Here is a 23,655-nt window from a genome sequence, read left to right as displayed (position 1 = left end):
CCCGGAAGGGGCGCGGGGAACTGCGCGGCCGGCCGGGGCCGGCCCGCAGTCACCCGCGGCGCTGCGGGCGTACGGCGCTCTAAGCGGAGCGCTTACTTGCCCTTGGCGGCTTCCTTGAGCTTGCTGCCCGCGGTGACCTTCACGCTGAAGCCGGCGGGGATGTTGATGGGCTCGCCGGTCTGCGGGTTGCGCGCGGTACGAGCGGCACGGTGGGTGCGCTCGAAGGTCAGGAAGCCGGGGATGGTGACCTTCTCGTCGCCCTTGGCGACGATCTCGCCGACGGTCTCGGCGAACGCGGCCAGCACGGCGTCGGCGTCCTTGCGGGTCACCTCGGCGCGGTCGGCCAGCGCGGCCACCAGCTCACTGCGGTTCATGTTGTTACTCCCGTGTTTTTCTTGCCGTTGGGGTGTGCCACGCGGCGGTGCCGCCCGAGGCACTGCGATGCCGATGCGCTCGCGCCCTTTGGGTGCCCCCGGGGACGGAGTCCCTGGGGGAGCATCCTGCCCCTACCTGCGGCGGGAAAGCCAATCCGGCACCCGTAGGAGTCGTGAGAACACCCTGGGGAGTCACACGAAAAGCGCCTGCTCGGCCGTCACCCTAGAGCGCGCTCGGCATCAGGTGGTTCCACGACGCGCCGGTGCGGGGGCCGCCGTGGTGATCCTCACAGCCCCCGCGCCGTACGGCACGGCGTGGTCAGACCGTGGCCCCGGCGGCCTTCGCGGCCTCGCGGACCGCTCCGGCCACCGCGCCCGCGACCTTGTCGTTGAAGACGCTGGGGATGATGTAGTTGGGGTTCAGCTCGTCCTCGGTCACCACATCGGCGAGTGCCTTCGCGGCTGCGAGCATCATCTCCGTGTTGACGGTCCGCGACTGGGCGTCCAGCAGACCGCGGAAGACACCCGGGAAGACCAGCACGTTGTTGATCTGGTTCGGGAAGTCGGAGCGGCCGGTGGCCACGACGGCCGCCGTCTGCCGGGCGATCGCCGGGTCGACCTCGGGGTCGGGGTTCGCGAGCGCGAACACGATGGCACCGTCGGCCATGGCGGCCACGTCGGCGCCGTCGAGGACGTTCGGGGCCGAGACGCCGATGAACACCTCGGCGCCGCGCACGGCCTCCTTCAGGGTGCCCGTCAGGCCCTCGGGGTTGGTGTTGTCGGCGATCCAGCGCAGCGGGGAGTCGGCCGGGGCGTCCACCAGGTCCTCGCGGCCGGAGTGGACGACACCGTGGATGTCGGCGACGACGGCGTTCTTCACCCCGGCGGCGATCAGCAGCTTGAGGATGGCCGTGCCGGCCGCGCCGGCGCCGGACATGACGACCCGGATGTTCTCGATGGCCTTGTCCGTGACCCGCAGGGCGTTGGTCAGGGCGGCGAGGACGACGATCGCGGTGCCGTGCTGGTCGTCGTGGAAGACCGGGATGTCCAGGGCCTCGCGCAGCCGGGCCTCGATCTCGAAGCAGCGCGGCGCGGAGATGTCCTCCAGGTTGATGCCGGCGAAGCCGGGGGCGATGGCCTTGACGATCTCCACGATCGCGTCGGTGTCCTGGGTGTCCAGGCACAGCGGCCAGGCGTCGATGCCGGCGAAGCGCTTGAAGAGGGCGGCCTTGCCCTCCATGACCGGCAGGGCCGCCTTGGGGCCGATGTTGCCGAGGCCGAGCACGGCGGAGCCGTCCGTCACGACCGCGACGGAGTTGCGCTTGATGGTGAGGCGGCGGGCGTCCTCGGGGTTCTGCGCGATGGCCATGCAGACCCGCGCCACGCCCGGCGTGTAGACCATGGAGAGGTCGTCACGGTTGCGGATGGGGTGCTTCGACGCCATCTCGATCTTGCCGCCGAGGTGCATCAGGAAGGTACGGTCCGAGACCTTGCCCAGGGTGACGCCCTCGATGCCGCGCAGCTTCTCGACGATCTCGTCGGCGTGCGCGGTGGAGGAGGCCGCGATGGTGACGTCGATCCGGAGCCTCTCGTGGCCGGACGCGGTGACGTCGAGGCCGGTCACCGAGCCCCCGGAGGACTCCACCGCGGTGGTGAGCTGGGAGACGGAGGTTCCGCTCGCCGGCACCTCCAGCCGGATGGTCATCGAGTAGGAGACGCTGGGCGCCGTTGCCATGGCCGACTTCCTCTGCTTTCACCGTGTCGCGAATTGTGCCGTCCGATCGTCGCACCTACCGATCAGTACGTGGTAGTCGCCCTGGGTTGCGGACGTTTTGTTCACAGGCGCGACCCGGACGGCGTGCACTTTCGGAAAACGACTTCCACCATACGAGAAGTGATCAGCCAAAGAAAGAGGCCCACGTCACTTGATGACGTGGGCCTCTCCTACGTTCACGACACCGACCCGCCATGCTCGCCTCGCGGCAAGTGGTCCCTCTGAGGGACGAAGGTTGGGCCCGGGGGCTTGGATCGGGCCGGTGCCACGTTCAAGGCTAACAAACGGATGCCGTACAGCCATTCCCCCACGGGATGTTCGTGGAAAGTCAGTCCCTGAGCAGGTCCGGAACTCCCGCCGCGTCCGGCTCGTCCCGCTCCCCGGAGACCACCGTGAGCTGCTGGGTGGCCCGGGTCAGCGCCACGTACAGCACGCGCAGGCCCGCCGGGGACTCGTCGGCGATCTCCGCGGGCGAGACGACGACCGTCGCGTCGTACTCCAGGCCCTTGGCCTCGAGGCTGCCCAGCGCGACGACCCGGTCGCCGAGCCCGGCCAGCCAGCGGCGGGCCTCCTCGCGCCGGTGCATCGCGACGACCACGCCGACCGTGCCGTCCACCAGGCCGAGCAGCCGTTCGGCCTCGGCCCGGACGGTGGCCGCCGGGGTGTCCGCCACGACCGTGAAGCGCGGTTCGACCCCCGTGGACCGTACGGCGGACGGCGCCTCGGAGCCGGGCATGGCGAGCGCGAGGACCCGCGCGGCCAGCTCGGCGATCTCGGCCGGGTTGCGGTAGTTCACGGTGAGCTGGAAGCGGCGCCGGGGGCGGGTGCCCAGAGCCTCGTCGCGGGCCTCGGCCGCCTCGTCCGGGTCGGACCACGAGGACTGGGCCGGGTCGCCGACGACCGTCCAGGTGGCGTGCCGGCCACGGCGGCCGACCATGCGCCACTGCATCGGGGTGAGGTCCTGCGCCTCGTCCACGATGACGTGCGCGTACTCGGTGCGTTCCTGCGCCAGCCGCTCGGCCCGTTCCCGCTGGGTCTCCTCGCGCACCGGCATCAGCTCCTCGAGGCCGGTGAGCTGGTCCAGCGGGTCGAGTTCACGTCGCTTGCGCGGGCGGGCCGGCACCCCGAGGATCGCCTGCAACTCGTCGAGCATGGCGATGTCGTGCACCGAGTGGCCGTCCCGCTTCAGGGAGCGGGCGACCTTGCGGACCTCGCCGGGGTTCAGGATCCTCCGGGCCCAGCGGCCCAGCCGTCTCTCGTCGGCCATGGCGGCGAGCACCGATCCGGGCGTCAGCTCGGGCCACCAGGCGTCGAGGAAGGCGACGAAGGCGTCCTCGCCGGTGACGTCCTCGTCGAAGGAGGAGCGCAGCTCGGCGGCCAGCTCGGGGTCGGTGTGCCGGGAGCCCGCGCCGGACCTGGCCCACAGGGCGTCCAGCAGCAGTCTGCGGGCGCGCGGGCGCAGCAGGTTGACCGGCGCGGTGCCGCCGAGGGCGGTGCGGCGGATACGTTCCAGCTCGTCGGCCTCGAGTTCCAGGCGGCGCCCGAAGGCGACCACCCGCAGCCGGGCGTGCGGCCCGGTCACGGTCGGCGGCGCGACACCGCCCCGGCTGCCGCCGGTGTCGCCGTCGTCGGTGTCGGTGTCGCCGTCCAGCGCGGGCCGTCCGGCCGGTGCGCCACCGCCCGGCCCCAGCTCCAGGGCGCCCCGGGCCGCCCTGCGCAACACCTTGAGCATCCGGTACGAGCCCTTGGCACGGGCCACGGACGGGGAGTCGTACAGCGTGGCCTCGACGCCGTCGACGAGGGAGCCGATGGCGCGGATCGCGACCTGGCCCTCCTCGCCCAGCGAGGGCAGCACACCCTCGGTGTAGGCGACCAGCAGCGGGGTCGGGGAGACGATCAGGATGCCGCCCGCGTAGCGTCTGCGGTCCTGGTAGAGGAGATAGGCCGCGCGGTGCAGGGCGACCGCGGTCTTGCCCGTGCCCGGACCGCCCTCCACATAGGTGACGGACGCGGCGGGGGCGCGGATGACCAGGTCCTGCTCGGCCTGGATGGAGGAGACGATGTCCCGCATGGTGTGGCTGCGGGCCTGGCCGAGGGCGGCCATCAGGGCGCCGTCACCGATCACGGCCAGCTCTTGGCCGTCGAGGCGGGCGGTGAGCTCGGGACGCATCAGGTCGTCCTCGACGCCGAGGACCCGGCGGCCCTTGGAGCGGATGACCCGGCGCCGCACGACCCGCCCGGGGTCGACGGGCGTGGCCCGGTAGAAGGGCGCGGCGGCGGGTGCGCGCCAGTCGATGACCAGCGGGGAGTAGTCCGCGTCGAGGACACCGATGCGGCCGATGTGCAGGGTCTCGGCGATGTCGGCGGTGTTGTCCGCCCGCAGCGCGCCCTCGGCCGGCTCCACCGCGGTGTACGCGCCGTCGGGCCCCTTCTTGCCGTCCTTGCCGCGCAGCAGGTCGATGCGGCCGAAGAGGAAGTCCTCGAACTCGTTGTTGAGCCGGTTGAGGTGGACACCCGCCCGGAAGACCTGCGCGTCGCGCTCGGCGAGCGCGCCCGGGGTGCCGACCTGGCCGCGCTTGGCCGCGTCGTTCATCAGGAACTCGGCCTCGTGGATCTTCTCCTCGAGCCGCTGGTACACCCGGTCCAGGTGTTCCTGTTCGACGCTGATCTCCCGGTCACGTACGGAATCCTGTACGTGAACCGAGCCGACCGCGGACTGCTGAACCTGAGCGGCCACCGGGCCCCCTTCTGACGTGCTGGGCAGCCGTCAACCGTACGCGAAGGGGACCCGGCAAAGCTACGTCGACTACGCGTTCACCTGGACCAGCTTCTTCCCTTCGAACGTCACGACCTCGAAATGGTCGATCTCGTTCGGCTGGAAGGCCGCCGCGCCGCCGATGTACAGCGGCTTCCTGGACTCGGGTGTCTTGCCGTCCTGGATGCCGTAACCCGAGTTCGGGACGGACCAGGAGGACATGGTCACCCGCTGGCCGTTCTTGGCGACCAGGACCAGGGAGCACTTCAGGGGGCCCTTGGCGTTCTTCAGCTCGAGGACCGCCTGGGTGCCCCATTCCTTGCCGGCCATGCCGACGGTGGCGCTGACGTGGGTGGCGGGGTCCGTGGCCGAGGTCTTGTCGGACATGGTCTGGAACGTGGCCTGGGCCGGGGACGCGGTGACCTGCTTGCCGCCGTCCGAGCCGCCGCTCACCGCCACCGCCGCGAGCGGTCCCGCGATGATCAGCGCGGCCGCCGCCGCGACCAGGTAGAAGCCGCGTCGGCGCTTCCTGGCGCGGTGCTCGCCGACCTCGTCGACCAGCCTCTCCACCAGCCGCGGGCTGGGCCTGGCCGACAGCGACTCGCCGATCGCGGGATTGCTGCCGGAGCCCGGCAGGTCCGCGAGCGCGGCCAGCATCGGCTCCATCCCGGCCAGTTCGTCCAGTTGCTGGGCGCACCACTCGCAGCCGGCGAGATGGGCCTCGAAAGCGGTTGCCTCGGCGTCGTCGAGAATCCCGAGGGCGTAGGCGCCGACGGTCTCGTGCTCGCTGGGCACCGAAGATCCCTGACCTGGGCTCATGGGTCCAGACATACCCGGACCACCCGTGCCGAACCCTTGCATTCCCCCGTACCCGCTCATCACGCCGTCACCCCCCGCTCCTCCAGTGCCAGCTTCATCGAACGCAGGGCGTAGAACACCCGGGAACGGACCGTGCCGCTCGGTATGCCCAGCGTCTCGGCCGCCTCGTTGACCGTACGCCCCTTGAAGTACGTCTCGACGAGGACTTCCCGGTGGGCCGGGGTCAGGTCGTCGAGCGCGTCGGACAGCGTCATCAGCCACAGCGCCTTGTCGATCTCGTCCTCCGCGGGGATGACCTCCAGCGGCGACGGATCGACCTCTTGCGGCCGGGCCTGCCGGCTGCGGTGGCCGTCGATGACGATGCGGCGCGCGACCGTCACCAGCCAGGGGCGTACCGATCCGGTCGCCCGATTGAGCTGACCGGCGTTCTTCCAGGCACGGATGAGCGTTTCCTGTACGACGTCCTCGGCGCGCTGCCGGTCACCCGCGACCAGGCGCAGGACATACGCGAGCAAGGGTCCGGCGTGCTCCCGGTACAGCGCACGCATCAGCTCCTCATCAGGTTCCGAGGGCTGTGAGGACATGCGATGTCGGGCCCTCGATCCACGTTCATTGGCCACGGCCGCATCCTTGCGCACGCCCACCTCCGGTGTCCGGGGGTTCCCCCAGTCGGTCGCTCGCCCACCGGTACGGAAGGCGGCGGCGCGGTGTTCAAACCGAAGTGACAGTTTTCTCGGGGCCGATGTGACGAGCGGGACATGCGCGCACATTCCCCCCGCATGTTCTTTGCAAATCCGGCACATCGCCGCGGAGCGTCCGGACTGCCCGTGCAGCCTCGCCGACAAACCGACTGTTGTGCAAATCACTCGACTCGACGAACGGGCGCAAAGGGGCGACGCACGCGTACGAGGCATTCCGGACGGCGGGTCCAGGCGATCACGCCCGCGCGAGTGCCGCCCGTCGCCGGTGCCGGGCGACGCGTTCCCGGTTGCCGCAGACCTCGCTGGAGCACCAGCGCCGGCGCCGGCCCCGGGAGGTGTCCAGGTACACGAGCGGGCAGTTGTCCCCCTCGCACTCCCGCACGGCCGCGCGCGCCGCGGGATCGGTGAGCAACTCCAGCGCGTCCCGGGCGAGGACGGCGAGCAGCGCCGCGCACTGCGGTGGCGCGGTCAGCTCCCGGATCAGCGTGCCGTCCTCGCCGCGGACGGCGCGCGGGGCCGGCGGTGCGGCGCGGGCGGTCTCGTTGAGCCGGGCGAGCGCGTGCTCGTACGGCCCCGCGTCGGCCTCCCGCGGAACGCGCAGCAACCACCCGACGTGGGTGCGCAGTTCCCGGAACGGCACGAGCCAGGAGGCGTCGGCGTGCGCCAGCGGGGTACCGGGCGGCACCACGGCGGCGCCGGTCAGCCAGGCGCGCAACGGCTCGACGGCGGCCAGCCGTTCGACCGGGTGCGCGGTGGCGAGGAGGTCCAGACAGATCCGTCCGGCATCGAACCGGGGCTCGTACCGGGGCGTGGCCGTACCCAGTGCCATGTGCCTGTCACCGCCTAGGCAGGAACCGTGCGGGGAACGTACGGCGGACCGTGGAGGGAACCGCTCCGTCGCTCCCCCTCACAGTGCCCGCCCGGGCCTACGGCCGGAACCCCCCCGTACGCCGCCGCGTGCCCGTCTCGGCGCGACCGGCTCGTCCCGGTGCCGGTGTGACGTCCCGCGCGCGCCGCGTCGGCGGGAGGTCAGCGTCCGGCTCTCATCGTCCGTTCGTCGGCGGCCGGGATCCACGCGTCGGCCGGGAGGCGCAGCCAGCCCTCCGCCCGGGAGATCAGGGCCGCCGCCCGCCGCAGCGCGTCCAGTCCCGGGTGGGCCGTCCCCTTGCGCCAGACCAGGGAGACGGGCGAGAGCGGGACAGGGTCGACGAGGGGTCGCCGTACCGTCCGGGGCATCGGCGGAAAGTCCACCACGGCCAGCACCGGATGCCCGGTCTTGGCCATGATCCGCTCGAACTCCTCCTCCCCGACGGCCAGGGGACCGGGCGCCGCGAGCCGGACGCCGTGGGCCGCGAAGAGCCGGCCAGCCAGATCGGTCCACTCCGGGGTGCGCGGGTTGCCGGCACTGGCGTACACCTCCTGTCCGGCCAGCGCGGCCAGCGGGACGCGGGGAAGGGCGGCCAGGGGGTGGTCCTCCGGGAGGACGACGGCCATCGGCTCGTAGCGCACCGGCTGCTGTTCCAGGCCGGACCGCAGCGCCGCGTCCAGACCGGCGAAGCGGCCGAAGGAGGCGTCCAGCCGGCCCGCCAGCAGTTCGGCGGCGGCTCCGGTGAGGCCGCTCTCGTAGCGGGCCATGAGCTCGCAGTCGGGGGCCAGTTCGCGGGCCCGGTGCAGTACCCGGCGGCCCGTGGCCAGGCCCGGCGAGTTGAGGTCCACGAACAGCGGGCGGGGCTGTCCGAACGCGGCGAGCAGCTCGTCCTGGGCGGCCAGCACCCGACGGGCGTGCGGCAGCAGGCGTTCGCCGTCGGCGGTCGGCGTCACCTGCCGGGTGGTCCGCAGGAACAGCTCCGCGCCCAGCTCCCGTTCGAGCCTGCGGATGTCCCGGCTGAGCGCCTGCTGAGCGAGGTGGAGTCGGGCGGCGGCCCGGGTGAAGTGCAGCTCCTCGGCGACGGCCACGAAGGCGCGCAGCAGACGGGGGTCGAGGTCGGCGGGGGCGGGCATGGCGGCGAACCTACAACACGGGTGCGTCAATCGGCGCCGAACAGGTGTTGGACCCCGCGGTCCGCTCCGGGCGACGGTGGAGCCATGCCGCATCAGATCACCGACGACCGTCCCGCAGCGGACCCACCCGCGCGCGGGAGGCGGACGACCGGATACCGCCGTCTGTTCGCCCTCCCCGGCACCCGCGCCTTCACCGCCGGAAATCTCCTCGCCCGCCTGCCGATGGGCATGTTCAGCGTGAGCGCGGTCGTGATGATCGCCGGTGCCCGCGGCTCGTACGCCCTGGCCGGTGCCGTCACCGCGACCGGACTCGCCGCGACCGCGCTGGCCGGGCCGTGGATCGCGCGGCTCGTCGACCGGCACGGGCAGGCCCGGATCGCCGTGCCGGCGACGCTCGTCTCCGTGCTCGGCAGCCTCGCGCTGCTGCTCTGCGTGCGCTACGCCGCCCCCGACTGGACCCTGTTCGCGGCCTACGCGGCGACCGCAGCGACGCCCAACGTCGGCGGTCTGTCCCGCGCCCGCTGGGCCCATGTGCTGCGCGACGACCCGGGTGCGCTGCACACCGCGAACGCTTTCGAACAGGCCGCCGACGAGCTGTGCTTCATGCTCGGGCCGGTCCTCGCGTCCTTCCTGACCGGCGCGCTCTTCCCGGAGGCGGGCACGCTCGCCGGGGCGGTGCTGCTGCTGTCGGGCATGCTGCTGTTCACCGCGCGGCGGGCCACCGAGCCGCCGCCCCGGGCCCGCTCGAAGGCGCCGTCGCCGCTGCGCGCCCCCGGCATCCTGCCGCTGCTGGCCTGCTGCACGGCCACCGGCGCGGTGTTCGGCTCGATGGAGGTCGTCACCATCGCCTACGCCGACGCGCAGGGCCACCGGGCGGCGGCCGGTGCGGTGCTCGCGCTGCAGGCGGCGGGCTCGTGCGCGGCGGGGCTGGGGTACGGGGCGCTGAAGCCGGCCGGCCTCGGACTGACCCGGTGCCTGGCGGTGATGGCCGCGCTGATGACGCTGCCCTGGCTGTCGGCCGTGCTCACCGGTTCCCTGCCGGTGCTGGCGGGGGCGCTGCTGGTGGCGGGCATGGCGACCGCGCCGACCATGGTGACGGCGATGACCCTGGTCCAGCGGCGCACCCCGGCCGACCGGCTCAACGAGGGCATGAGCCTGATGGTGACCGGCCTGCTGACCGGTATCGCCTGCGGCACGGCGACGGGCGGCTGGGCGGCCGAGCACCTCTCCCCCACCGCCGCCTTCACCACCCCGGCGGCCGCCGCCTGCCTGGCCCTGCTCATCCGGACGACGGCGGGCGACGGCAGGCACGGTTCCTAGGGCCGTCCTCTCGGATCAGGCCGGCCGGGATCATTACGACGCAAGGCCCCGCCACTGGTGTGGCGGGGCCTTGCGGTCACATGGGATGAGTGGAGATGGCGGGAATCGAACCCGCGTCCACCGGTGCGGAAACAGGGCTTCTCCGTGCGCAGTCCGCTTCGATTTTCTCGGCCCCGGAGATCACGCGGACAAGTCTCCGACGGGCTCAGTCACTGTTAGATTTCCCTCTTCACCCCGTGACCGGGATCAAGGTTTAGTTCCCTAGCTGATGCCAGGATCCGGGTCGGGAACAGCCCCGGGCTGACACTTCGCAAGTCGCTACTTAGGCAGCGAGGGCGAAGGAATCGCGCTTGGTGTTGGCGATTATTTTTTTCGGCCTGTGGTTTACGAGATCATGGCCGCTTCCTCGACACGCTTCCCCTGCTTCGACAGCCGCTGTCGAAACCGATCATCCCCATGTTGTTTTTTCAATCCCCTCCGGAGAGGGGGCGCGCACCCGCTGTGGGGTGCAGTGCCATCGTACGTGACCAACGCACGCGAGTGCCAGCCTATTCCCGGCGGCCCGGTCAGGCGTCCCGCTGCTTGCGCTTCGCCGCCGCGATGGCGCGGTCCGACTCGCGCCGGTCCTGCTTCTCCCGCAGGGTCTGCCGCTTGTCGTACTCCTTCTTGCCGCGCGCGAGGGCGATCTCGGCCTTGGCCCGGCCGTCCTTGAAGTACAGGGCGAGCGGCACGATCGTATGACCGGTCTCCTGCGCCTTGGACTCCAGCTTGTCGATCTCCTCGCGGTGCAGGAGCAGCTTGCGCTTGCGGCGCACGGAGTGGTTGGTCCAGGTGCCCTGGCTGTACTCGGGGATGTGGGCGTTGTGCAGCCACGCCTCGTTCCCGTCGATCTGGACGAAGCCGTCGGTCAGCGAGGCGCGCCCCTGCCGCAGCGACTTCACCTCGGTGCCGGTGAGCACAAGACCGGCCTCGTAGGTGTCGATGATCGCGTAGTCGTGCCGTGCCTTCTTGTTCTGCGCGACGATCTTGCGCTTGCCGTCCTTGGCCTTCGCGGCCCCTCCGCCCTGCTTGGGCTGGGACTCCTTCGGTACGTACATTCCCTTGCTCATAGTGCCGCCCATTTTCGCACCACGGAGGGGGTGCGGGGGAAGCGCATTAACGGGGGCCTGCGAAGTCCTACGAGGCGTCGCCCAGTCCCGTGAGGACCGTCTCGGCCCGCCGCAGGGCCCCGGAGGCCGCCTCCAGGTCCGGGGTGATGCCGCGGCCGTCGACGGCGTGACCGGAGGGGGTGCGGTAGTGGCCGACGGTCAGCTCGGCCACCGAGCCGTCGGGGAGTCTCGTCGGCATCTGGATGGAGCCCTTGCCGAAGGTGCGGGAGCCGACCACCACCGCGCGGCCCCGGTCCTGAAGGGCGCCGGTGAGCAGCTCGGCCGCGCTCATCGTGCCTCCGTCGACGAGGGCGACCAGGGGCCGGGCGGTGTCCCCGCCGGGGGCGGCGTGCAGGGAGCGCTGGGCGCCGTCGACGTCGTAGGTGGCGACCAGGCCGCCGTCGAGGAAGGACGACGCGGTGTCCACGGCCTCGGTGACCAGGCCACCGGAGTTGCCCCGCAGGTCGAGGACGATCCCGTCGCCGGGCGGGGCCGCGCGCAGGGCGGCACGGACGGCGCCGGCGGAGCCCTTGGTGAACGCGGCGATCTTGATGACGGTGACGTCGGCGGTCACCTTGCGGTCGGTCACGGGGTCGGTGGACAGCCGGGCCCGGCGCAGTTTCTCGGTCCACACGCGCGTGCCGCGCTGCAGACCGAGGGTGACCGTCGTACCGGCCGGTGCGTCCTCGGGGTCGCCGCGCAGTAAGGAGAGCACCTCGGTGACCGGCCGGCCGTCGACCCGGTCGCCGTCGACGCTGCGCAACCTGTCGCCCCGGCGGACACCGGCGTCGGCCGCCGGCGACCCGGGCAGCACCCGGGTCACCCCGATCCGGCCGTCCGGCTCCAGCCGGGCCCACAGGCCGACGCCGGTGTAGCGGCCGTCGAGGGCCTGCTGGAACTCCGCGTACTCGTCCTCGGAGTAGACGGCGCCCCACCGGTCCCCGCTGCGGCTGACGGCGCGCTCGGCGGCCTCCGTCGCGGACTTGCCGTCGGCCATCGCCTCGGCGGCGGCCCGCCGCACGGCCTCGTGCCGGGTCGCGGTGTCCGAGGGGCGGACGACGCTCGCGCGCGCGGGGGGTTCGGGCTCCGGGAGGGAGCCGGTGGCCGCGCCGGTGACCAGCGCCCCGGCGAAGACCAATGTCAGGGCGGCCCCGCGGCGGATGCGACGGGGCTGACAGAACAGGTCTCGGCCTGACATGGCGGTGAGTCTAGGACAACGCGAAGGGCCGTACGGTCGGATGCCCGTACGGCCCCTCTTGGTATGCGTCACACCTTCAGGTACTTGCGCAACGCGAAGAACGCGGCCAGCGCGGGCATCAGCACGCTCGTGGCGAGGATCAGCGGGAGCTTGGTCAACACCGCGTCCCAGCCCACGAAGTTGATGAGCGTGAGCTTGGTGGACAGGGCCATCCCGTGGTCGATGGTGAAGTACCGGCCGGCCACGAGGAAGACACAGGCGAGGCTGCCGCCGATAAGACCGGCGACGGCCGCCTCGGCGATGAACGGCGCCTGGATGTAGAAGCCCGAGGCACCGACCAGGCGCATGATCCCGGTCTCACGCCGCCGGCTGAACGCGGACACGCGCACGGTGTTGACGATCAGCAGCAGCGCCACGAGAAGCATCAGCGCCATCACGCCGAGCGCCGCCCGGTTCATCAGGTTCAGCAGCTGGAAGAGGTTGTCCAGGATGCCCTTCTGGTCCTGCACGGACTGCACACCGCCCCGCCCGTTGAACGCGGAAGCGATCACCTGGTACTTCTGCGGGTCCTTGAGCTTGATCCGGTACGACTCCTGCATCTGGTCCGGCGTCAGCGAGCCGGCCAGGGGGGAGTTGCCGAACTGCTGCTTGTAGTGCTTGTACGCCTCATCCTGGGACTCGTAGTTGACCTTCTCGACGATGGAGGTCATCTTGTGCAGATCGGTGAGGATCTGCTTCTTCTGGTCCTCGGTGACCGCTCCCTTGGCGCAGTTGACGTCCGAATCGGCGTCGTGCTTGTTGCACAGGAAGATCGAGACGTTGACCTTGTCGTACCAGTAGCCCTTCATGGTGCTGACCTGGTCGCTCATCAGCAGGGAGCCGCCGAACAGCGCCAGGGAGAGGGCTACGGAGACGATGACGGCGAAGGTCATCGTCAGATTGCGGCGGAGACCGACACCGATCTCCGACAGGACGAACTGGGCGCGCATGGCGTCTGGTCAAGCCTTTCCGTCGTGAACTTGCTTCAGTGCTGGTAGCCGTAGACGCCGCGGGCCTGGTCGCGGACGAGGCGGCCCTTCTCCAGCTCGATGACGCGCTTGCGCATCTGGTCCACGATGTTCTGGTCGTGCGTCGCCATGATGACCGTGGTGCCCGTCCGGTTGATGCGGTCGAGCAGCTTCATGATGCCGACGGAGGTCTGCGGGTCGAGGTTGCCGGTGGGCTCGTCGGCGATGAGCAGCTTGGGCCGGTTGACGAAGGCCCGCGCGATGGCGACGCGCTGCTGTTCACCACCGGACAGCTCGCCGGGCCTGCGGTCCTCCTTGCCGCCGAGGCCGACGAGGTCGAGCACCTGCGGCACGGACTTGCGGATCTCGCCGCGGGACTTGCCGATGACCTCCTGGGCGAAGGCCACGTTCTCCGCGACCGTCTTGTTCGGCAGCAGCCGGAAGTCCTGGAAGACGGTCCCCAGCTGGCGGCGCATCTGCGGCACCTTCCAGTTGGACAGACGCGCGAGATCCTTGCCCAGCACGTGCACCTGACCGTGGCTGCACCGCTCCTCGCGGAGGACGAGCCGCAGGAAGGTGGACTTTCCGGAGCCGGAGGATCCCACGAGGAAGACGAACTCGCCCTTCTCCACCTCAAGGGAGACATCCCTCAGGGCGGGGCGGGTCTGCTTGGGGTAGACCTTGGAGACGTTGTCGAATCGGATCACGGATGCACCACGGGTCGCCGGGGGTAGTTGAGCGTGACCATACGCGAACCGGGTGCGCAAGTGCAGTCGCGGGTTGAGGTTGGGCAAGACTTGTACGTTTTTGTACCGCGCCGCCTTCGCCGCCGGCTTCTCGCCCCGTCCTTCCAGGGCCCCGCGCACGCTCCACCCGAACCTGGCACAGTGGAGGGGGAACGTTCTCGTTTCCGTGAACGTTGTAGTGGGTGATGGCCGGTGCAAGGAGGGCGAGCGCATGACGTACGACCGTTTGGTGTGCGCGAACTGCGCGGCGCCCGTGAGCGAGGGCCGGTGCCCGGTGTGCCGTGCCAACCGCGAGCGGATGCAGCAGGAGGGCTTCCTCGCGGGTCTGAACCCGATGGCGCTGATCGCGCTGGTGGCGATGCTGATCGCCGCGGTGGCGCTGCTGGCGCACCAGACCGCCTAGCGCGTCGCCGCCGGGCTTGAAGACGACGAGAGGGCCCGGAGCACTGAGCTCCGGGCCCTTCGCGGTCGTCGCGCGCGGCGCGTGACCGTAACGCTACGCGGCGGCGCCGCCCCGTCCGCCGGCCAGTCGCGGCAGGACGCGGAAGCCGATGCCACCCGCGATCATCGTCGCGGCACCGATGAGCAGGAAGGCGGTCTGACCGGCACCGGTCTCGGCCAGCTGCTTGCCGCCGCCCTGGGCGGTGGTGTCGGAACCGGTGTCGGTGAGGGCCGAGGAGCCCTCCTCCTGAGCGGTCTTGCCGTTGCCGCCGTCGGGGGTGGTGTGGTTGCCACCGGTACCGCCGCCGCTGCTGCCGGAACCACCCGTGTTGCCGGAACCGCCGGTGCTGCCGGAACCACCGGTGCTGCCGGTGTCGCCGCCGCCGGAGTTGCCGCCGTTGCCGGAGCCGCCGCCCGTGGTGGTCCCGCCGTCGGTCGTGGTGCCACCGTCGGTCGTGGTCCCGCCGTCGGTGGTGGTGCCACCGTCCGTGGTGGTCCCGCCGTCGGTGGTCGTGCCACCGTCGGTCGTGGTCCCGCCATCGGTCGTGGTGCCACCGTCCGTGGTGGTCCCGCCGTCGGTGGTGGTGCCACCGTCCGTGGTGGTCGTGCCACCGTCGGTCGTGGTCCCGCCATCGGTCGTGGTGCCACCGTCGGTGGTGGTGCCACCGTCGGTGGTGGTGCCGCCGTCGGTGGTCGTGCCACCGTCGGTGCCGCCCTCGGTCACACCGACGATCGAGCCCTCGGTGGAGCCCTCCGTGCCGCCGTCGGTCGTGCCGTCGGTGTCGGCGCCGTCCGTGGTCACTCCGATGCTGACCGGGCCCGCCTGGACGCCGAGGTCCAGGGCGGAAGCCGCGCCGGCCGCGGTGAGTGACGCACCGGCCGCGATCACGGCGCCGGCGGCTATCCGCGCGACCCGGATCCGCGTCTTCTTCGTCATGTGTTTGCTACCCCCAGTAGCTGTTCGTCAAAGAGGCGTCGCGTGGGGCTTGCCGTGATCGACGGGGGGCGGCTGATGACGACGTACACGTCGGCTCGATCCCCCGGTTCACATGCGCCCCGCAAGTACGCATGCCGAACCTCACCCTTGCGATTTTTCAGAGCAACGTCAAGGTCGTTGCGGGCGCAATGTCCGCCGGGAGGGCGTTTGGGGGGAGTTGGAGCGTGTGAGTGTGATGTAGAACCCAGACATACGACAACTGCCGCCCCATGGACGGCAGTTGTCATATCGACAAAATTACTTCTCCTGCTGCTTGCGCCAGCGAATGCCGGCCTCCAGGAATCCGTCGATCTCGCCGTTGAACACGGCCTCCGGGTTGCCCACCTCGTGCTCGGTGCGCAGGTCCTTGACCATCTGGTAGGGGTGCAGCACGTACGAACGCATCTGGTTGCCCCAGGAGTTGCCGCCGTCGCCCTTGAGGGCGTCCATCCTGGCCTGCTCCTCCTGGCGGCGCCGCTCCAGCAGCTTGGCCTGCAGGACGTTCATCGCGGTGGCCTTGTTCTGGATCTGCGACCGCTCGTTCTGGCAGGAGACCACGATGCCGGTGGGCAGGTGGGTGATGCGGACCGCGGAGTCGGTCGTGTTCACGCCCTGGCCGCCCGGACCGGAGGACCGGTAGACGTCGATGCGCAGCTCGGACTCGTCGATCTCCACGTGGTCGGACTGTTCGACCACGGGGAGCACCTCGACACCGGCGAAGGACGTCTGGCGCCGGCCCTGGTTGTCGTAGGGCGAGATGCGCACGAGACGGTGCGTGCCCTGCTCGACGGAGAGGGTGCCGTAGGCGTACGGCACCTGCACCGCGAAGGTGGTCGACTTGATGCCGGCCTCTTCCGCGTACGACGTCTCGTAGACCTCGGTCTTGTAGCCGCGCTGCTCGGCCCAGCGCAGATACATGCGCTGGAGCTTCTCGGCGAAGTCCGCGGCGTCGACGCCACCGGCCTCGGCGCGGATGTTCACGAGGGCCTCGCGGGAGTCGTACTCACCGCTGAGCAGCGTCCGGACCTCCATCTCGTCCAGCGCCTTGCGCACGGAGACCAGCTCGGTCTCGGCCTCGGCGCGGGTGTCCGGGTCGTCCTCCTCCTCGGCCATCTCGAAGAGGACCGCGAGATCATCGATCCGACCGCGCAGCGTCTCCGCCTTCCTGACCTCGGCCTGGAGGTGGGAGAGCTTGCTGGTGATCTTCTGCGCCTCGTCCGGGTTGTCCCACAGGGACGGCGCGGCCGCCTGCTCCTCGAGCACGGCGATGTCTGCCCTCAGCCTGTCGAGGTCCAGGACGGCCTCGATCGACTCCATGGTCGAGGAGAGGGACTTCAGCTCTTCGGATACATCGACGACTGCCACGCGTCCAGCGTAACGGCTCCGCCGGGCGGCGAGAGCAGGGTGCGCCGAGCCCGCGGCGGGCGGGCCGCCCGGGCGGTCAGGGCGCGGACGTGCTGTGGGTGTCCTGGGCCGGCTGGTCGCCGCCGTCGGAGGAGGCCAGCCAGGCGCCTACGCCCACGGCCGCCGCCAGGGCCACCCCGGCCACGCCCAGCGTGATCCGGCGGCGCCGCACGACCGCCCGGTGCCGTGCCGAGCCCGGCCGGGGCTCACCGGCGGCCCGGGGGACGCGAGCGGTCCCGTGGGCGCCGCCCGCCAGCTCGTCGGGCCCCGGAACCCGCATCGAGGTGTGCGTGTCCCGGTTGGAGTCCGGCTTGGCGCCCGGGACCAGGGAGACGGCCCCGCGCCGGCGTACCGGCTCGGCGCCGGCCGGGGCGGACGGCGCAGGCTGGTCCGCCGCCTCCTCGGAGACGTCCGGCTCGTCCACGTCCAGCGGCGGTATGCCGGTCAGCGTCGGCAGCTGCTCCCGCAGCCGCGCCGCCAGCTCCGAGGCCCGCAGCCGGGAGGCGGGCGCCTTGGCGAGGCACTGCACGAGCAGCTGCCACAGCTCCTCGGGGATGCCGGGGAGCGGGACGACGGTCTCCGTGACGTGCCGGCGCAGCACCGCGCCCGGGTGTCCGCCGCCGAACGGCGTGAAGCCGGCCAGCAGCTCGTACAGGACCGTCGCCAGGGCGTAGATGTCCACGGCGGCGCGCGGCGGCAGCCCCTCGACGATCTCCGGGGCGAGGTAGTCCGGCGTTCCGATGATCTTCGTGGCGCGCGTCCGCTTCGGCGAGTCGATCAGCTTGGCGACCCCGAAGTCGGTCAGCAGCGCCGGGTGCGCGCCACCGGGTCCGAGCGGGCCCTGCATGTCCAGCAGCACGTTCTCCGGCTTGACGTCCCGGTGGACGACCCCGGCCGCGTGGGCCGCGGCGAGCGCGTCGGCGACGTCGGCGACGATCGCCACGGCCGCCTCGGGGGCGAGGCGCCGCTCCCGCTCCAGCCGAGTGCGCAGGTCGGTGCCCCGGACCAGGTCCATGACCAGGGCGAGGTCGTTGCCGTCGACGACCAGGTCGCGCACGGAGACGATGTGCGGGTGCTCCAGGCCGAGCAGGGCGGTGCGCTCCTGGACGAAGCGTCCGACGAGTTCCTGGTCGGAGGCGAGGTCCTCGCGCAGCAGCTTGACGGCGACGGGGCCCTCCGGCCCCTCGCCCAGCCACACCGTGCCGGCACTGCCCCGCCCCAGGATCTGGTTCGCGGTGTACCGGCTGCCGATCTTCCGTGCCAAGGCTGCTCCTACAGACGCGTGTTGTCGTTAAAACTACGCGTCCGACGAGCCAACCTTCACCGCGGAGACGGAAATCACCCGCCAGATGTCGACAAATCCCCAAACCGGCGAGCGGTTTCCGGTACTTCGCCCGATCGGTTTCAGTTGCCGGAAGAGCCGGCCAGGTTCTTGATCCAGTGGGCCGCCTTGCCGCCCCACTCGCTCAGCTGGTCCCAGTAGCCCTTGCCCGTGCCGATCCAGTGCTGCAACGGGGTCAGCTCCCAGACCAGCCAGCCGGCCACGATCAGGATGACGATCGTGAACAGGCAGCCCTTGAGACAGCCGAGGCCGGGGATCTTCATCGGGCTGGCGCTGCGCCGCCGGGGCTCCCGGGGCTCCCGCGCGGGCCGCTGCGGCTCCGGGGCGGGCGGCGCGTACCGCTGGGGCTGCTGCCGCGGGGCGTACTGCTGGGGCTGCTGCTGCTGTGGATAGCCGTACCCGGCCGGGGCCTGCTGCTGCCGGCCACGCGGCTGCGCCTGCCGGGGGTGGCCCTGCGGGGTCTGGCGCGGTTGCTGCTGGGGCCGGGCCACCTGCCGCTGGGGGCGGCGGCGCAGCGGGTCCTCGTTCGGGTCGAGGTACTGGATCTGCGTCTGCTCGTTGCGGTCGCGGGCGGCGCGCAGCTGGGACTGCCAGGGGTGCGGCTGGTCGGGCTGCCCCTGAGCGCCGGGCTGTCCCTGCGGCATCGGCGGCAGGACCGCGGTGGGGTCCGCGGCGCCGGTGTTCGGCAGGACGGCGGTGGGGTCGGCGGCGCCGGCCGGGCCGCCGGTGTGCGGCAGGAAGCTGGTGGCGGCGTTCGGGTCGTATCCCCCGGGCGGCGCGTTCGTCGGCAGCACCTGGGTGGGGTCGGCGGCGCCGGGCACGCCCGGTACGGCAGCCGGGTCGGGGTCCGGGGCGAGCAGGGCGCCAACCCCCTCGGCGGCGGCGATCTGGGCGGCGTTGGCGTGCACCCCGACGCCCTCGGCGACGACCCGCAGGCCGCGCGCCAGGTTCTCGGCGCTGGGCCGCTGCTCCGGCGACTTGCGCAGACAGCGCTCTATGACCGTCCACAGCGGGTCCGGCACGGTGGAGGGCCGGCGCGGCTCGGCGCTCAGGTGCTGGTGCAGGACCTCGAGCGCGGTGCCGCCGGAGAACGGCGGGCGGCCGGTGACCAGCTCGTAGAGCAGGATGCCGGCGCCGTAGATGTCGACGGCGGAGGTCTGCGGGCGGCCCTCCGCGGATTCGGGCGCGATGTACGCGGGCGTGCCGACGAACTCGTGGGTGCGGGTCAGGCCCGGGGAGTCGGCGAGGCGGGCGATGCCGAAGTCGGTCAGCATCGGGTGCATCCGGCCGTCGTACTGCCGCAGCAGCACGTTGGCGGGCTTCAGATCGCGGTGGACCACGCCGTCGGCGTGGCTCGCGGCGAGCGCGTCGGCGATCTGCGCGGTCAGCAGCGCGGCCGCGACGGGGCTGAAGGGGCCGTTCTCGCGCAGGTAGCGGTGCAGGTCGGGGCCGTCGACGAGGTCCATGACCAGGGCCAGCAGATCACCCTCGACGACCAGGTCGCGGACCCGGACGATGTTCGGGTGGGTGAGGCGCAGCAGGACGGAGCGCTCGCGCAGGAAGCGCATCACGATGTCCGGGTCGCTCGCCAGCTCCTCCTTGAGGACCTTGATCGCGACCGTCTCCCCGGGCTGGCCCGCCACGGCCGCCTCCGCGCCCGCGGCCTCGCGCTGGCGGGCACGCCAGACGGTGCCTGTGGCGCCGCGTCCGAGCGGCTCCTCAAGCAGGTACTTGCTGCCGACTGGCCGCACGTCACGCGCTCCCTGCTGCTTGCTGATGCTTGCTTTTCCGCATTCCGGTGTTCCGACCCACTGTAGTGCCGTGCCTCAGAGCACTACGTATGCGTTCCCGAGCATGTTCGAAGGAAAGACGCTGGGTCCGGTCCCGTGGTTGCCGGGGGCGGACGTGACCGATCTCAACTGATCGCGCGGGCCGCACCTGTCAGGCACTTTTGGGGGCAGAGCCGACCAATCAAGATCACTTGTCACCGGGTGCCGGGCGCGTTGTCGGTGGCAGGTGCAAGGATGCCTCCCAGTACTGGCCGACGTGCTCGTGTGGGGTGGGGGGAAGTCCGCGCCCGCGCAGACCCGCGCAGAAGGGACCGCTGACGCCGATGCAGATCCGGCTGACCGTCGTAGACCCGCTCGGCCAGCCCCCGCAGCGGGGCCGCGCCGCGAGCCGCGACGTGCTGGTCACGGCGCCCACGGGCACGGACCTGGCCGCGGTCGCCTCGGCACTGGCCGGGGCGGTCACCGGCGCCGGCGAGGGCGGCACCGGCCGTGACGCGGGCGGCGCCCCCGTGGTGCTGTACGCCGGCGCGGACCGGCTGGATCCGCGCCGCAGCACCCTCGGCGAGCCCCCGCTGGTCGACGGCGCCGTCCTGTCCCTCGGCGCCCCCGCCGCCCCCGAGCCGCACCCCGAGCTTGACGACGCGCCGACCCAGCTGCACGTGGTCGCCGGTCCGGACGCGGGCGGGGTCCATCTGCTGCACGGCGGCCGCATCACCGTGGGCCGCTCCGCCGAGGCCGACGTCCCGCTGGACGATCCCGACGTGTCCCGGCTGCACTGCGCGGTCACCGTCGCCGCCGACGGGCGCGTCTCGGTGGCCGACCTGGGCTCGACCAACGGGACGGTCCTCGACGGCACGCGCGTGGGCGAGCGGGCGGTGTGGTTCCCCGCGGGGGCGCTGTTGCGGATCGGCGAGTCCGCGTTGCGCGTTACTCCGTCCGGGGGGCCCGGGGCGCGGGTGCGGACGGTGGCGGACGGGGAGGGGAGCGTGCGGGTCGCCCTTGCGGGCGGCGGGGGGACCCGGGGCGGCGAGGCCGGTCCGGGTGCCGGTTCGGGTCCGGGTGCGCTGGGGGGTGGCCGGCCTCCGGCCGGGTCCGGGTTTCCGCCCGCGCCGCCCGCACCGCCCGTGCGGCCGCCGTCGTCCGGTGCGGGTGGCCCCGGCGGGGCGCAAGCGCCGTCGGCGGTTGCGGGTGGTGGCGGTGCGGCCCGAGCCCCGATGGCCCGCGCGGAGGAAGCCGGAGGGGCCTTCGAGGGGCGGGGCGGGATCGGCTCCGGTGGTGCCGAGGGGCCGCGGGGGCTCGCCTCGGTGGTGCCGGGGCAGGCCGTGGCGCCCAGTATCGAGCGGCGCCCGGCAGGCACGGAGGCCTTCGGTGGGGATACCCACGCGGGGCGTTTCGGGGTCGGTGGGCTGCCCGGGGACCAGCGCCGCACGGCGGCCGGGAGCGGCGAGGCCGAGGCCGCGCAGGGCCCGCGCCGGCGCGGGCTCGGCGCGTGGGCACGGCGGCTGGCCGGAGGGCGCGCGGAGCACCCGGCCGGCGAGGAGGGGTACGAGGACGAGTCGGCCCGCGTCGCCGAGGCGCCGGCGCCCGGCCTCGCGCGCCAGCCGGAGACCTGGCCGGACCCGGCGGCGCTGCTGCTGACCGCGCTGGGCCCCGGGCCCCGGCTGTGGGAGCGGGAGCCCGGCCACCCCGAAGCGCTGACCGTGCGGCTCGGCACGGCCGACCGGGGCGCGCCGGACGGCTCGGGCCCGCTGCCCGCCGTACCGGTGACGGCGGCGCTGCGCGAGGCGGGCTCGCTGGGCCTGGCCGGACCGCGCCCCCGGCTGTCCGGGCTGGCCCGCGCGGTGCTGGCCCAGCTCGCCGCGCTGCACTCCCCCGATCTGCTGGAGATCGTGCTGATCAGCGCGGACCGCACGCGTCCGGTGGAGGAGCGCGCGGCCGAGTGGTCCTGGCTGGGCTGGCTCCCGCACGTCAGGCCGAACCACGGCCAGGGTTGCCGCCTGCTGCTCGCCTACGACCGTGAACAGGCGGCGGCCCGCGCGGAGGAGCTGCTGCGCCGGATAGACGACCACGCGGCCACGGGCAGGAGCGCGGCCCGTCCCGCCCCGGCCTCCGTCCCGGACCGGTCGGCCGCGGCCGCCGCACCGCAGCACCCCGTCACGCCCGCCCCGGGCGGCGCCGACCCGTCCGCCGCGCCCGGCCGACGCCCCTCCTGGGCCAGAGACGACGCGGCCGGCGTCCCGGGCGGCGGGTTCGCCGGGCCCTACGTCGTGGTCGTGGTGGACGGCGACCCCGGTGGGGCCGCGCTGCGGGACGCCCTCGCGCGGCTGGCCGTGGCCGGGCCGCGGGCCGGGATCCATGTGGTGTGCCTCGCCGAGACCGAGCCGGCCTCGCCCGCGTCCCCCGTGGACCGGACGTACGAGGCCGCGTGCGAGGCGACGCCGACGTTCCGGCACTGCGGTGCCGTGGCGCTGCTCGGCGGGGACGTCGCCGCCGCGGTGCATCTGATGCGGGTGGCGCCGAGCGGTCCCTTCGGTGCCGGCACGGTCGCCGCCGTGGACGCGGTCTCCGCCGCCTGGGCGGAGCGGTTCGCGCGGGCGCTGGCGCCGCTGCGCCCGGACGCACCCGCCGGCGAGCGGCACGCGCGGGTGGCCACCCCGTTGCCGCGTTCGGCACGGCTGCTGGACGAGCTGGGGCTGGCCCGGGCCACTCCGGCGTCACTGATGGCGCGCTGGGCGGACGCGGCGGACGACGCCGAGGCGCTGGGCGGCCGGGCCCGGGCGGTGCTGGGGGCCGGTCCGCGCGGGCCGCTCACCGCCGATCTGGTGGCCGACGGCCCGCATCTGCTGGTCGAGGGCCCGGCGGGCAGCGGTCGTACCGAACTGCTGCGGGCCGTGGTCGCCTCGCTGGCCGCCGCCGAACGGCCCGACCGGCTGGGCATCGTGCTGATCGACGGCCGGGACGGGGTGGGCGCCGGCGCCGGACGCGACGAAGGCCTGCGGGTATGCACCGACATACCGCATGTCACCACCCACCTGGCCGCCAACGACCCGGTGCGGATGCGGGAGTTCGCGCAGTCGCTGAGCGCCGAGCTGAAGCGGCGGGCCGAACTGCTGGGCCGTGCGGACTTCGCCGAGTGGCACGCCGGGCGGACGGTGCCCGGCCGGATCGTCGCCCAGCGCACGTCCGCCACCGGGGACATAGAGACCCCGCCCAGCTCCACCCTGCGGCTGCGGCCGGGCGCGGCGGCCCGGCAGCGGGCCGAGGCAACGCCGCCGCTGCCCCGGCTCGTGGTCGTCGTCGACGATCTGGACGCGCTGGTGTCCCCGCCGCTCGGCTCACCGGGCCGGCCCGCCGCAGGGTCCGTGATGCGGGCGCTGGAGGCGGTCGCCCGGGAGGGCGCCCGGCTCGGCGTGCACCTGGTGGCGGCGGCCGGCAGCGGCGGCCATACGGACGAGTCGGAACCGGCGCGCCGGGCCGGTCTGCGGGTCACCCTGGACGTCCCCGGGCCGGGGCCGGACGAACCGGCGCCGGGGCGTGGGCGGTTGCGTTGCGCGGACGGCCGGGTCACCGACTTCCAGGCGGGCCGGGTCGCGGGCCGTATCCCGCGCACCGCGACCCAGCGGCCCACGGTCGTCCCGCTGGAGTGGCAGCGCATGGGCGACCCCCCGACCCGCCGGCCCGTGCGGGAGCTGGGCAACGGACCGACCGACCTGGCCCTGCTGGCGAGCGCGGTGGAGCGCGCGGCCCGGCAGGTCTCGGCGGTGGAGGTGCCCTCCCTGCTCTAGGGCCTCTCTTCCGGCCTGCTCCAGGGCCTTTCTTCCGCACCTCACCGGGTCGCGGCGCCACGATCCCGGCCGGC

The 23,655-nt window shown here is 72.8% G+C and carries 18 protein-coding genes and 1 other RNA gene; 3 read left to right on the top strand and 16 right to left on the bottom strand.

Annotated elements, in window-relative coordinates; translation table 11 throughout:
• Window positions 1–92 precede the first annotated feature (92 nt).
• From ACIBA9_RS09755 to ACIBA9_RS09725, 7 genes are all read right to left on the bottom strand, one after another.
• Window positions 93–374, bottom strand: a complete 282-nt coding sequence (locus ACIBA9_RS09755) for an HU family DNA-binding protein (protein ID WP_014673024.1) — start codon at window positions 372–374, stop codon at window positions 93–95.
• 319 nt (window positions 375–693) lie between these two features.
• On the bottom strand, window positions 694–2,109 hold the full coding sequence (locus ACIBA9_RS09750) for an NAD-dependent malic enzyme (protein ID WP_393899541.1): 1,416 nt from the start codon (window positions 2,107–2,109) through the stop codon (window positions 694–696).
• 367 nt (window positions 2,110–2,476) lie between these two features.
• On the bottom strand, window positions 2,477–4,885 hold the full coding sequence (locus ACIBA9_RS09745) for a HelD family protein (RefSeq protein ID WP_399361384.1): 2,409 nt from the start codon (window positions 4,883–4,885) through the stop codon (window positions 2,477–2,479).
• A 69-nt stretch (window positions 4,886–4,954) separates the two neighbouring features.
• Window positions 4,955–5,734 carry an anti-sigma factor family protein gene (locus tag ACIBA9_RS09740; protein ID WP_399361382.1) on the bottom strand — a complete coding sequence of 260 codons (780 nt, stop codon included), beginning with the start codon at window positions 5,732–5,734 and terminating at the stop codon, window positions 4,955–4,957.
• A gap of 47 nt (window positions 5,735–5,781) precedes the next feature.
• Window positions 5,782–6,366 (bottom strand): sigma-70 family RNA polymerase sigma factor, encoded by a 585-nt coding sequence (locus ACIBA9_RS09735; protein ID WP_030167252.1) that lies wholly within the window; start codon window positions 6,364–6,366, stop codon window positions 5,782–5,784.
• 292 nt (window positions 6,367–6,658) lie between these two features.
• Window positions 6,659–7,252 carry a CGNR zinc finger domain-containing protein gene (locus ACIBA9_RS09730; protein WP_399361380.1) on the bottom strand — a complete coding sequence of 198 codons (594 nt, stop codon included), beginning with the start codon at window positions 7,250–7,252 and terminating at the stop codon, window positions 6,659–6,661.
• A 200-nt stretch (window positions 7,253–7,452) separates the two neighbouring features.
• Entirely contained in the window at window positions 7,453–8,424 is a 972-nt protein-coding gene (locus ACIBA9_RS09725; RefSeq protein ID WP_399361378.1) for a LysR family transcriptional regulator, read from the bottom strand.
• A gap of 84 nt (window positions 8,425–8,508) precedes the next feature.
• Here ACIBA9_RS09725 and ACIBA9_RS09720 point away from each other — a divergent pair, with 84 nt between their 5' ends.
• The gene (locus tag ACIBA9_RS09720; RefSeq protein ID WP_399361376.1) at window positions 8,509–9,744 is read left to right on the top strand and encodes an MFS transporter; all 1,236 of its coding nucleotides are present in this window, start codon (window positions 8,509–8,511) and stop codon (window positions 9,742–9,744) included.
• An 87-nt stretch (window positions 9,745–9,831) separates the two neighbouring features.
• Here ACIBA9_RS09720 and ssrA read toward each other — a convergent pair.
• From ssrA to ftsE, 5 genes are all read right to left on the bottom strand, one after another.
• Window positions 9,832–10,200: a transfer-messenger RNA gene (gene ssrA, locus ACIBA9_RS09715) on the bottom strand.
• A 110-nt stretch (window positions 10,201–10,310) separates the two neighbouring features.
• Window positions 10,311–10,853, bottom strand: coding sequence for an SsrA-binding protein SmpB (smpB, locus tag ACIBA9_RS09710; RefSeq protein ID WP_362154622.1), 543 nt, complete (start codon window positions 10,851–10,853; stop codon window positions 10,311–10,313).
• A 67-nt stretch (window positions 10,854–10,920) separates the two neighbouring features.
• Window positions 10,921–12,090: a S41 family peptidase gene (locus ACIBA9_RS09705; RefSeq protein ID WP_399361374.1), complete on the bottom strand. Its 1,170-nt coding sequence runs from the start codon at window positions 12,088–12,090 to the stop codon at window positions 10,921–10,923.
• 68 nt (window positions 12,091–12,158) lie between these two features.
• Window positions 12,159–13,079 (bottom strand): permease-like cell division protein FtsX, encoded by a 921-nt coding sequence (gene ftsX, locus ACIBA9_RS09700; protein WP_362154627.1) that lies wholly within the window; start codon window positions 13,077–13,079, stop codon window positions 12,159–12,161.
• A 35-nt stretch (window positions 13,080–13,114) separates the two neighbouring features.
• A complete protein-coding gene (ftsE, locus tag ACIBA9_RS09695) occupies window positions 13,115–13,804 on the bottom strand; it encodes a cell division ATP-binding protein FtsE (RefSeq protein WP_020940379.1) in 690 nt (229 codons plus the stop codon).
• A 250-nt stretch (window positions 13,805–14,054) separates the two neighbouring features.
• Here ftsE and ACIBA9_RS09690 point away from each other — a divergent pair, with 250 nt between their 5' ends.
• Complete coding sequence (locus tag ACIBA9_RS09690; protein WP_362154630.1) at window positions 14,055–14,246, top strand: hypothetical protein; 192 nt, start codon at window positions 14,055–14,057, stop codon at window positions 14,244–14,246.
• Window positions 14,247–14,339: 93 nt separating this feature from the next.
• Here ACIBA9_RS09690 and ACIBA9_RS09685 read toward each other — a convergent pair whose 3' ends face one another.
• The 4 genes from ACIBA9_RS09685 to ACIBA9_RS09670 form a co-directional block, all read right to left on the bottom strand.
• Complete coding sequence (locus ACIBA9_RS09685; protein WP_399361371.1) at window positions 14,340–15,221, bottom strand: hypothetical protein; 882 nt, start codon at window positions 15,219–15,221, stop codon at window positions 14,340–14,342.
• A 297-nt stretch (window positions 15,222–15,518) separates the two neighbouring features.
• A complete protein-coding gene (gene prfB / locus ACIBA9_RS09680) occupies window positions 15,519–16,625 on the bottom strand; it encodes a peptide chain release factor 2 (RefSeq protein WP_399361369.1) in 1,107 nt (368 codons plus the stop codon).
• A 76-nt stretch (window positions 16,626–16,701) separates the two neighbouring features.
• Window positions 16,702–17,928, bottom strand: coding sequence for a serine/threonine-protein kinase (locus ACIBA9_RS09675; protein ID WP_399361367.1), 1,227 nt, complete (start codon window positions 17,926–17,928; stop codon window positions 16,702–16,704).
• 140 nt (window positions 17,929–18,068) lie between these two features.
• Window positions 18,069–19,757, bottom strand: coding sequence for a protein kinase (locus tag ACIBA9_RS09670; protein ID WP_399361365.1), 1,689 nt, complete (start codon window positions 19,755–19,757; stop codon window positions 18,069–18,071).
• 362 nt (window positions 19,758–20,119) lie between these two features.
• Here ACIBA9_RS09670 and ACIBA9_RS09665 point away from each other — a divergent pair, with 362 nt between their 5' ends.
• Window positions 20,120–23,581, top strand: coding sequence for an FHA domain-containing protein (locus ACIBA9_RS09665; protein ID WP_399361363.1), 3,462 nt, complete (start codon window positions 20,120–20,122; stop codon window positions 23,579–23,581).
• The last annotated feature ends 74 nt before the right edge of the window (window positions 23,582–23,655 follow it).

This window comes from Streptomyces sp. NPDC051452 (assembly GCF_044454765.1).
Classification (GTDB): domain Bacteria; phylum Actinomycetota; class Actinomycetes; order Streptomycetales; family Streptomycetaceae; genus Streptomyces.
The sequence above is the reverse complement of the archived record's forward strand: the minus strand, read 5'-3'. Positions and strand labels throughout refer to the sequence as shown.

What these genes read in the sequence shown, in the direction of transcription:
- ACIBA9_RS09730 (WP_399361380.1), bottom strand. Translation starts at nt 7,252, where the DNA reads ATGGCACTGGGTACGGCCACGCCCCGGTACGAGCCCCGGTTCGATGCC.
- ACIBA9_RS09740 (WP_399361382.1), bottom strand. Translation starts at nt 5,734, where the DNA reads ATGTCTGGACCCATGAGCCCAGGTCAGGGATCTTCGGTGCCCAGCGAG.
- ACIBA9_RS09690 (WP_362154630.1), top strand. Translation starts at nt 14,055, where the DNA reads ATGACGTACGACCGTTTGGTGTGCGCGAACTGCGCGGCGCCCGTGAGC.
- ftsX (WP_362154627.1), bottom strand. Translation starts at nt 13,079, where the DNA reads ATGCGCGCCCAGTTCGTCCTGTCGGAGATCGGTGTCGGTCTCCGCCGC.
- ACIBA9_RS09705 (WP_399361374.1), bottom strand. Translation starts at nt 12,090, where the DNA reads ATGTCAGGCCGAGACCTGTTCTGTCAGCCCCGTCGCATCCGCCGCGGG.
- ACIBA9_RS09750 (WP_393899541.1), bottom strand. Translation starts at nt 2,109, where the DNA reads ATGGCAACGGCGCCCAGCGTCTCCTACTCGATGACCATCCGGCTGGAG.
- ACIBA9_RS09720 (WP_399361376.1), top strand. Translation starts at nt 8,509, where the DNA reads ATGCCGCATCAGATCACCGACGACCGTCCCGCAGCGGACCCACCCGCG.
- ACIBA9_RS09685 (WP_399361371.1), bottom strand. Translation starts at nt 15,221, where the DNA reads ATGACGAAGAAGACGCGGATCCGGGTCGCGCGGATAGCCGCCGGCGCC.
- ACIBA9_RS09665 (WP_399361363.1), top strand. Translation starts at nt 20,120, where the DNA reads ATGCAGATCCGGCTGACCGTCGTAGACCCGCTCGGCCAGCCCCCGCAG.
- ACIBA9_RS09755 (WP_014673024.1), bottom strand. Translation starts at nt 374, where the DNA reads ATGAACCGCAGTGAGCTGGTGGCCGCGCTGGCCGACCGCGCCGAGGTG.
- smpB (WP_362154622.1), bottom strand. Translation starts at nt 10,853, where the DNA reads ATGAGCAAGGGAATGTACGTACCGAAGGAGTCCCAGCCCAAGCAGGGC.
- ACIBA9_RS09725 (WP_399361378.1), bottom strand. Translation starts at nt 8,424, where the DNA reads ATGCCCGCCCCCGCCGACCTCGACCCCCGTCTGCTGCGCGCCTTCGTG.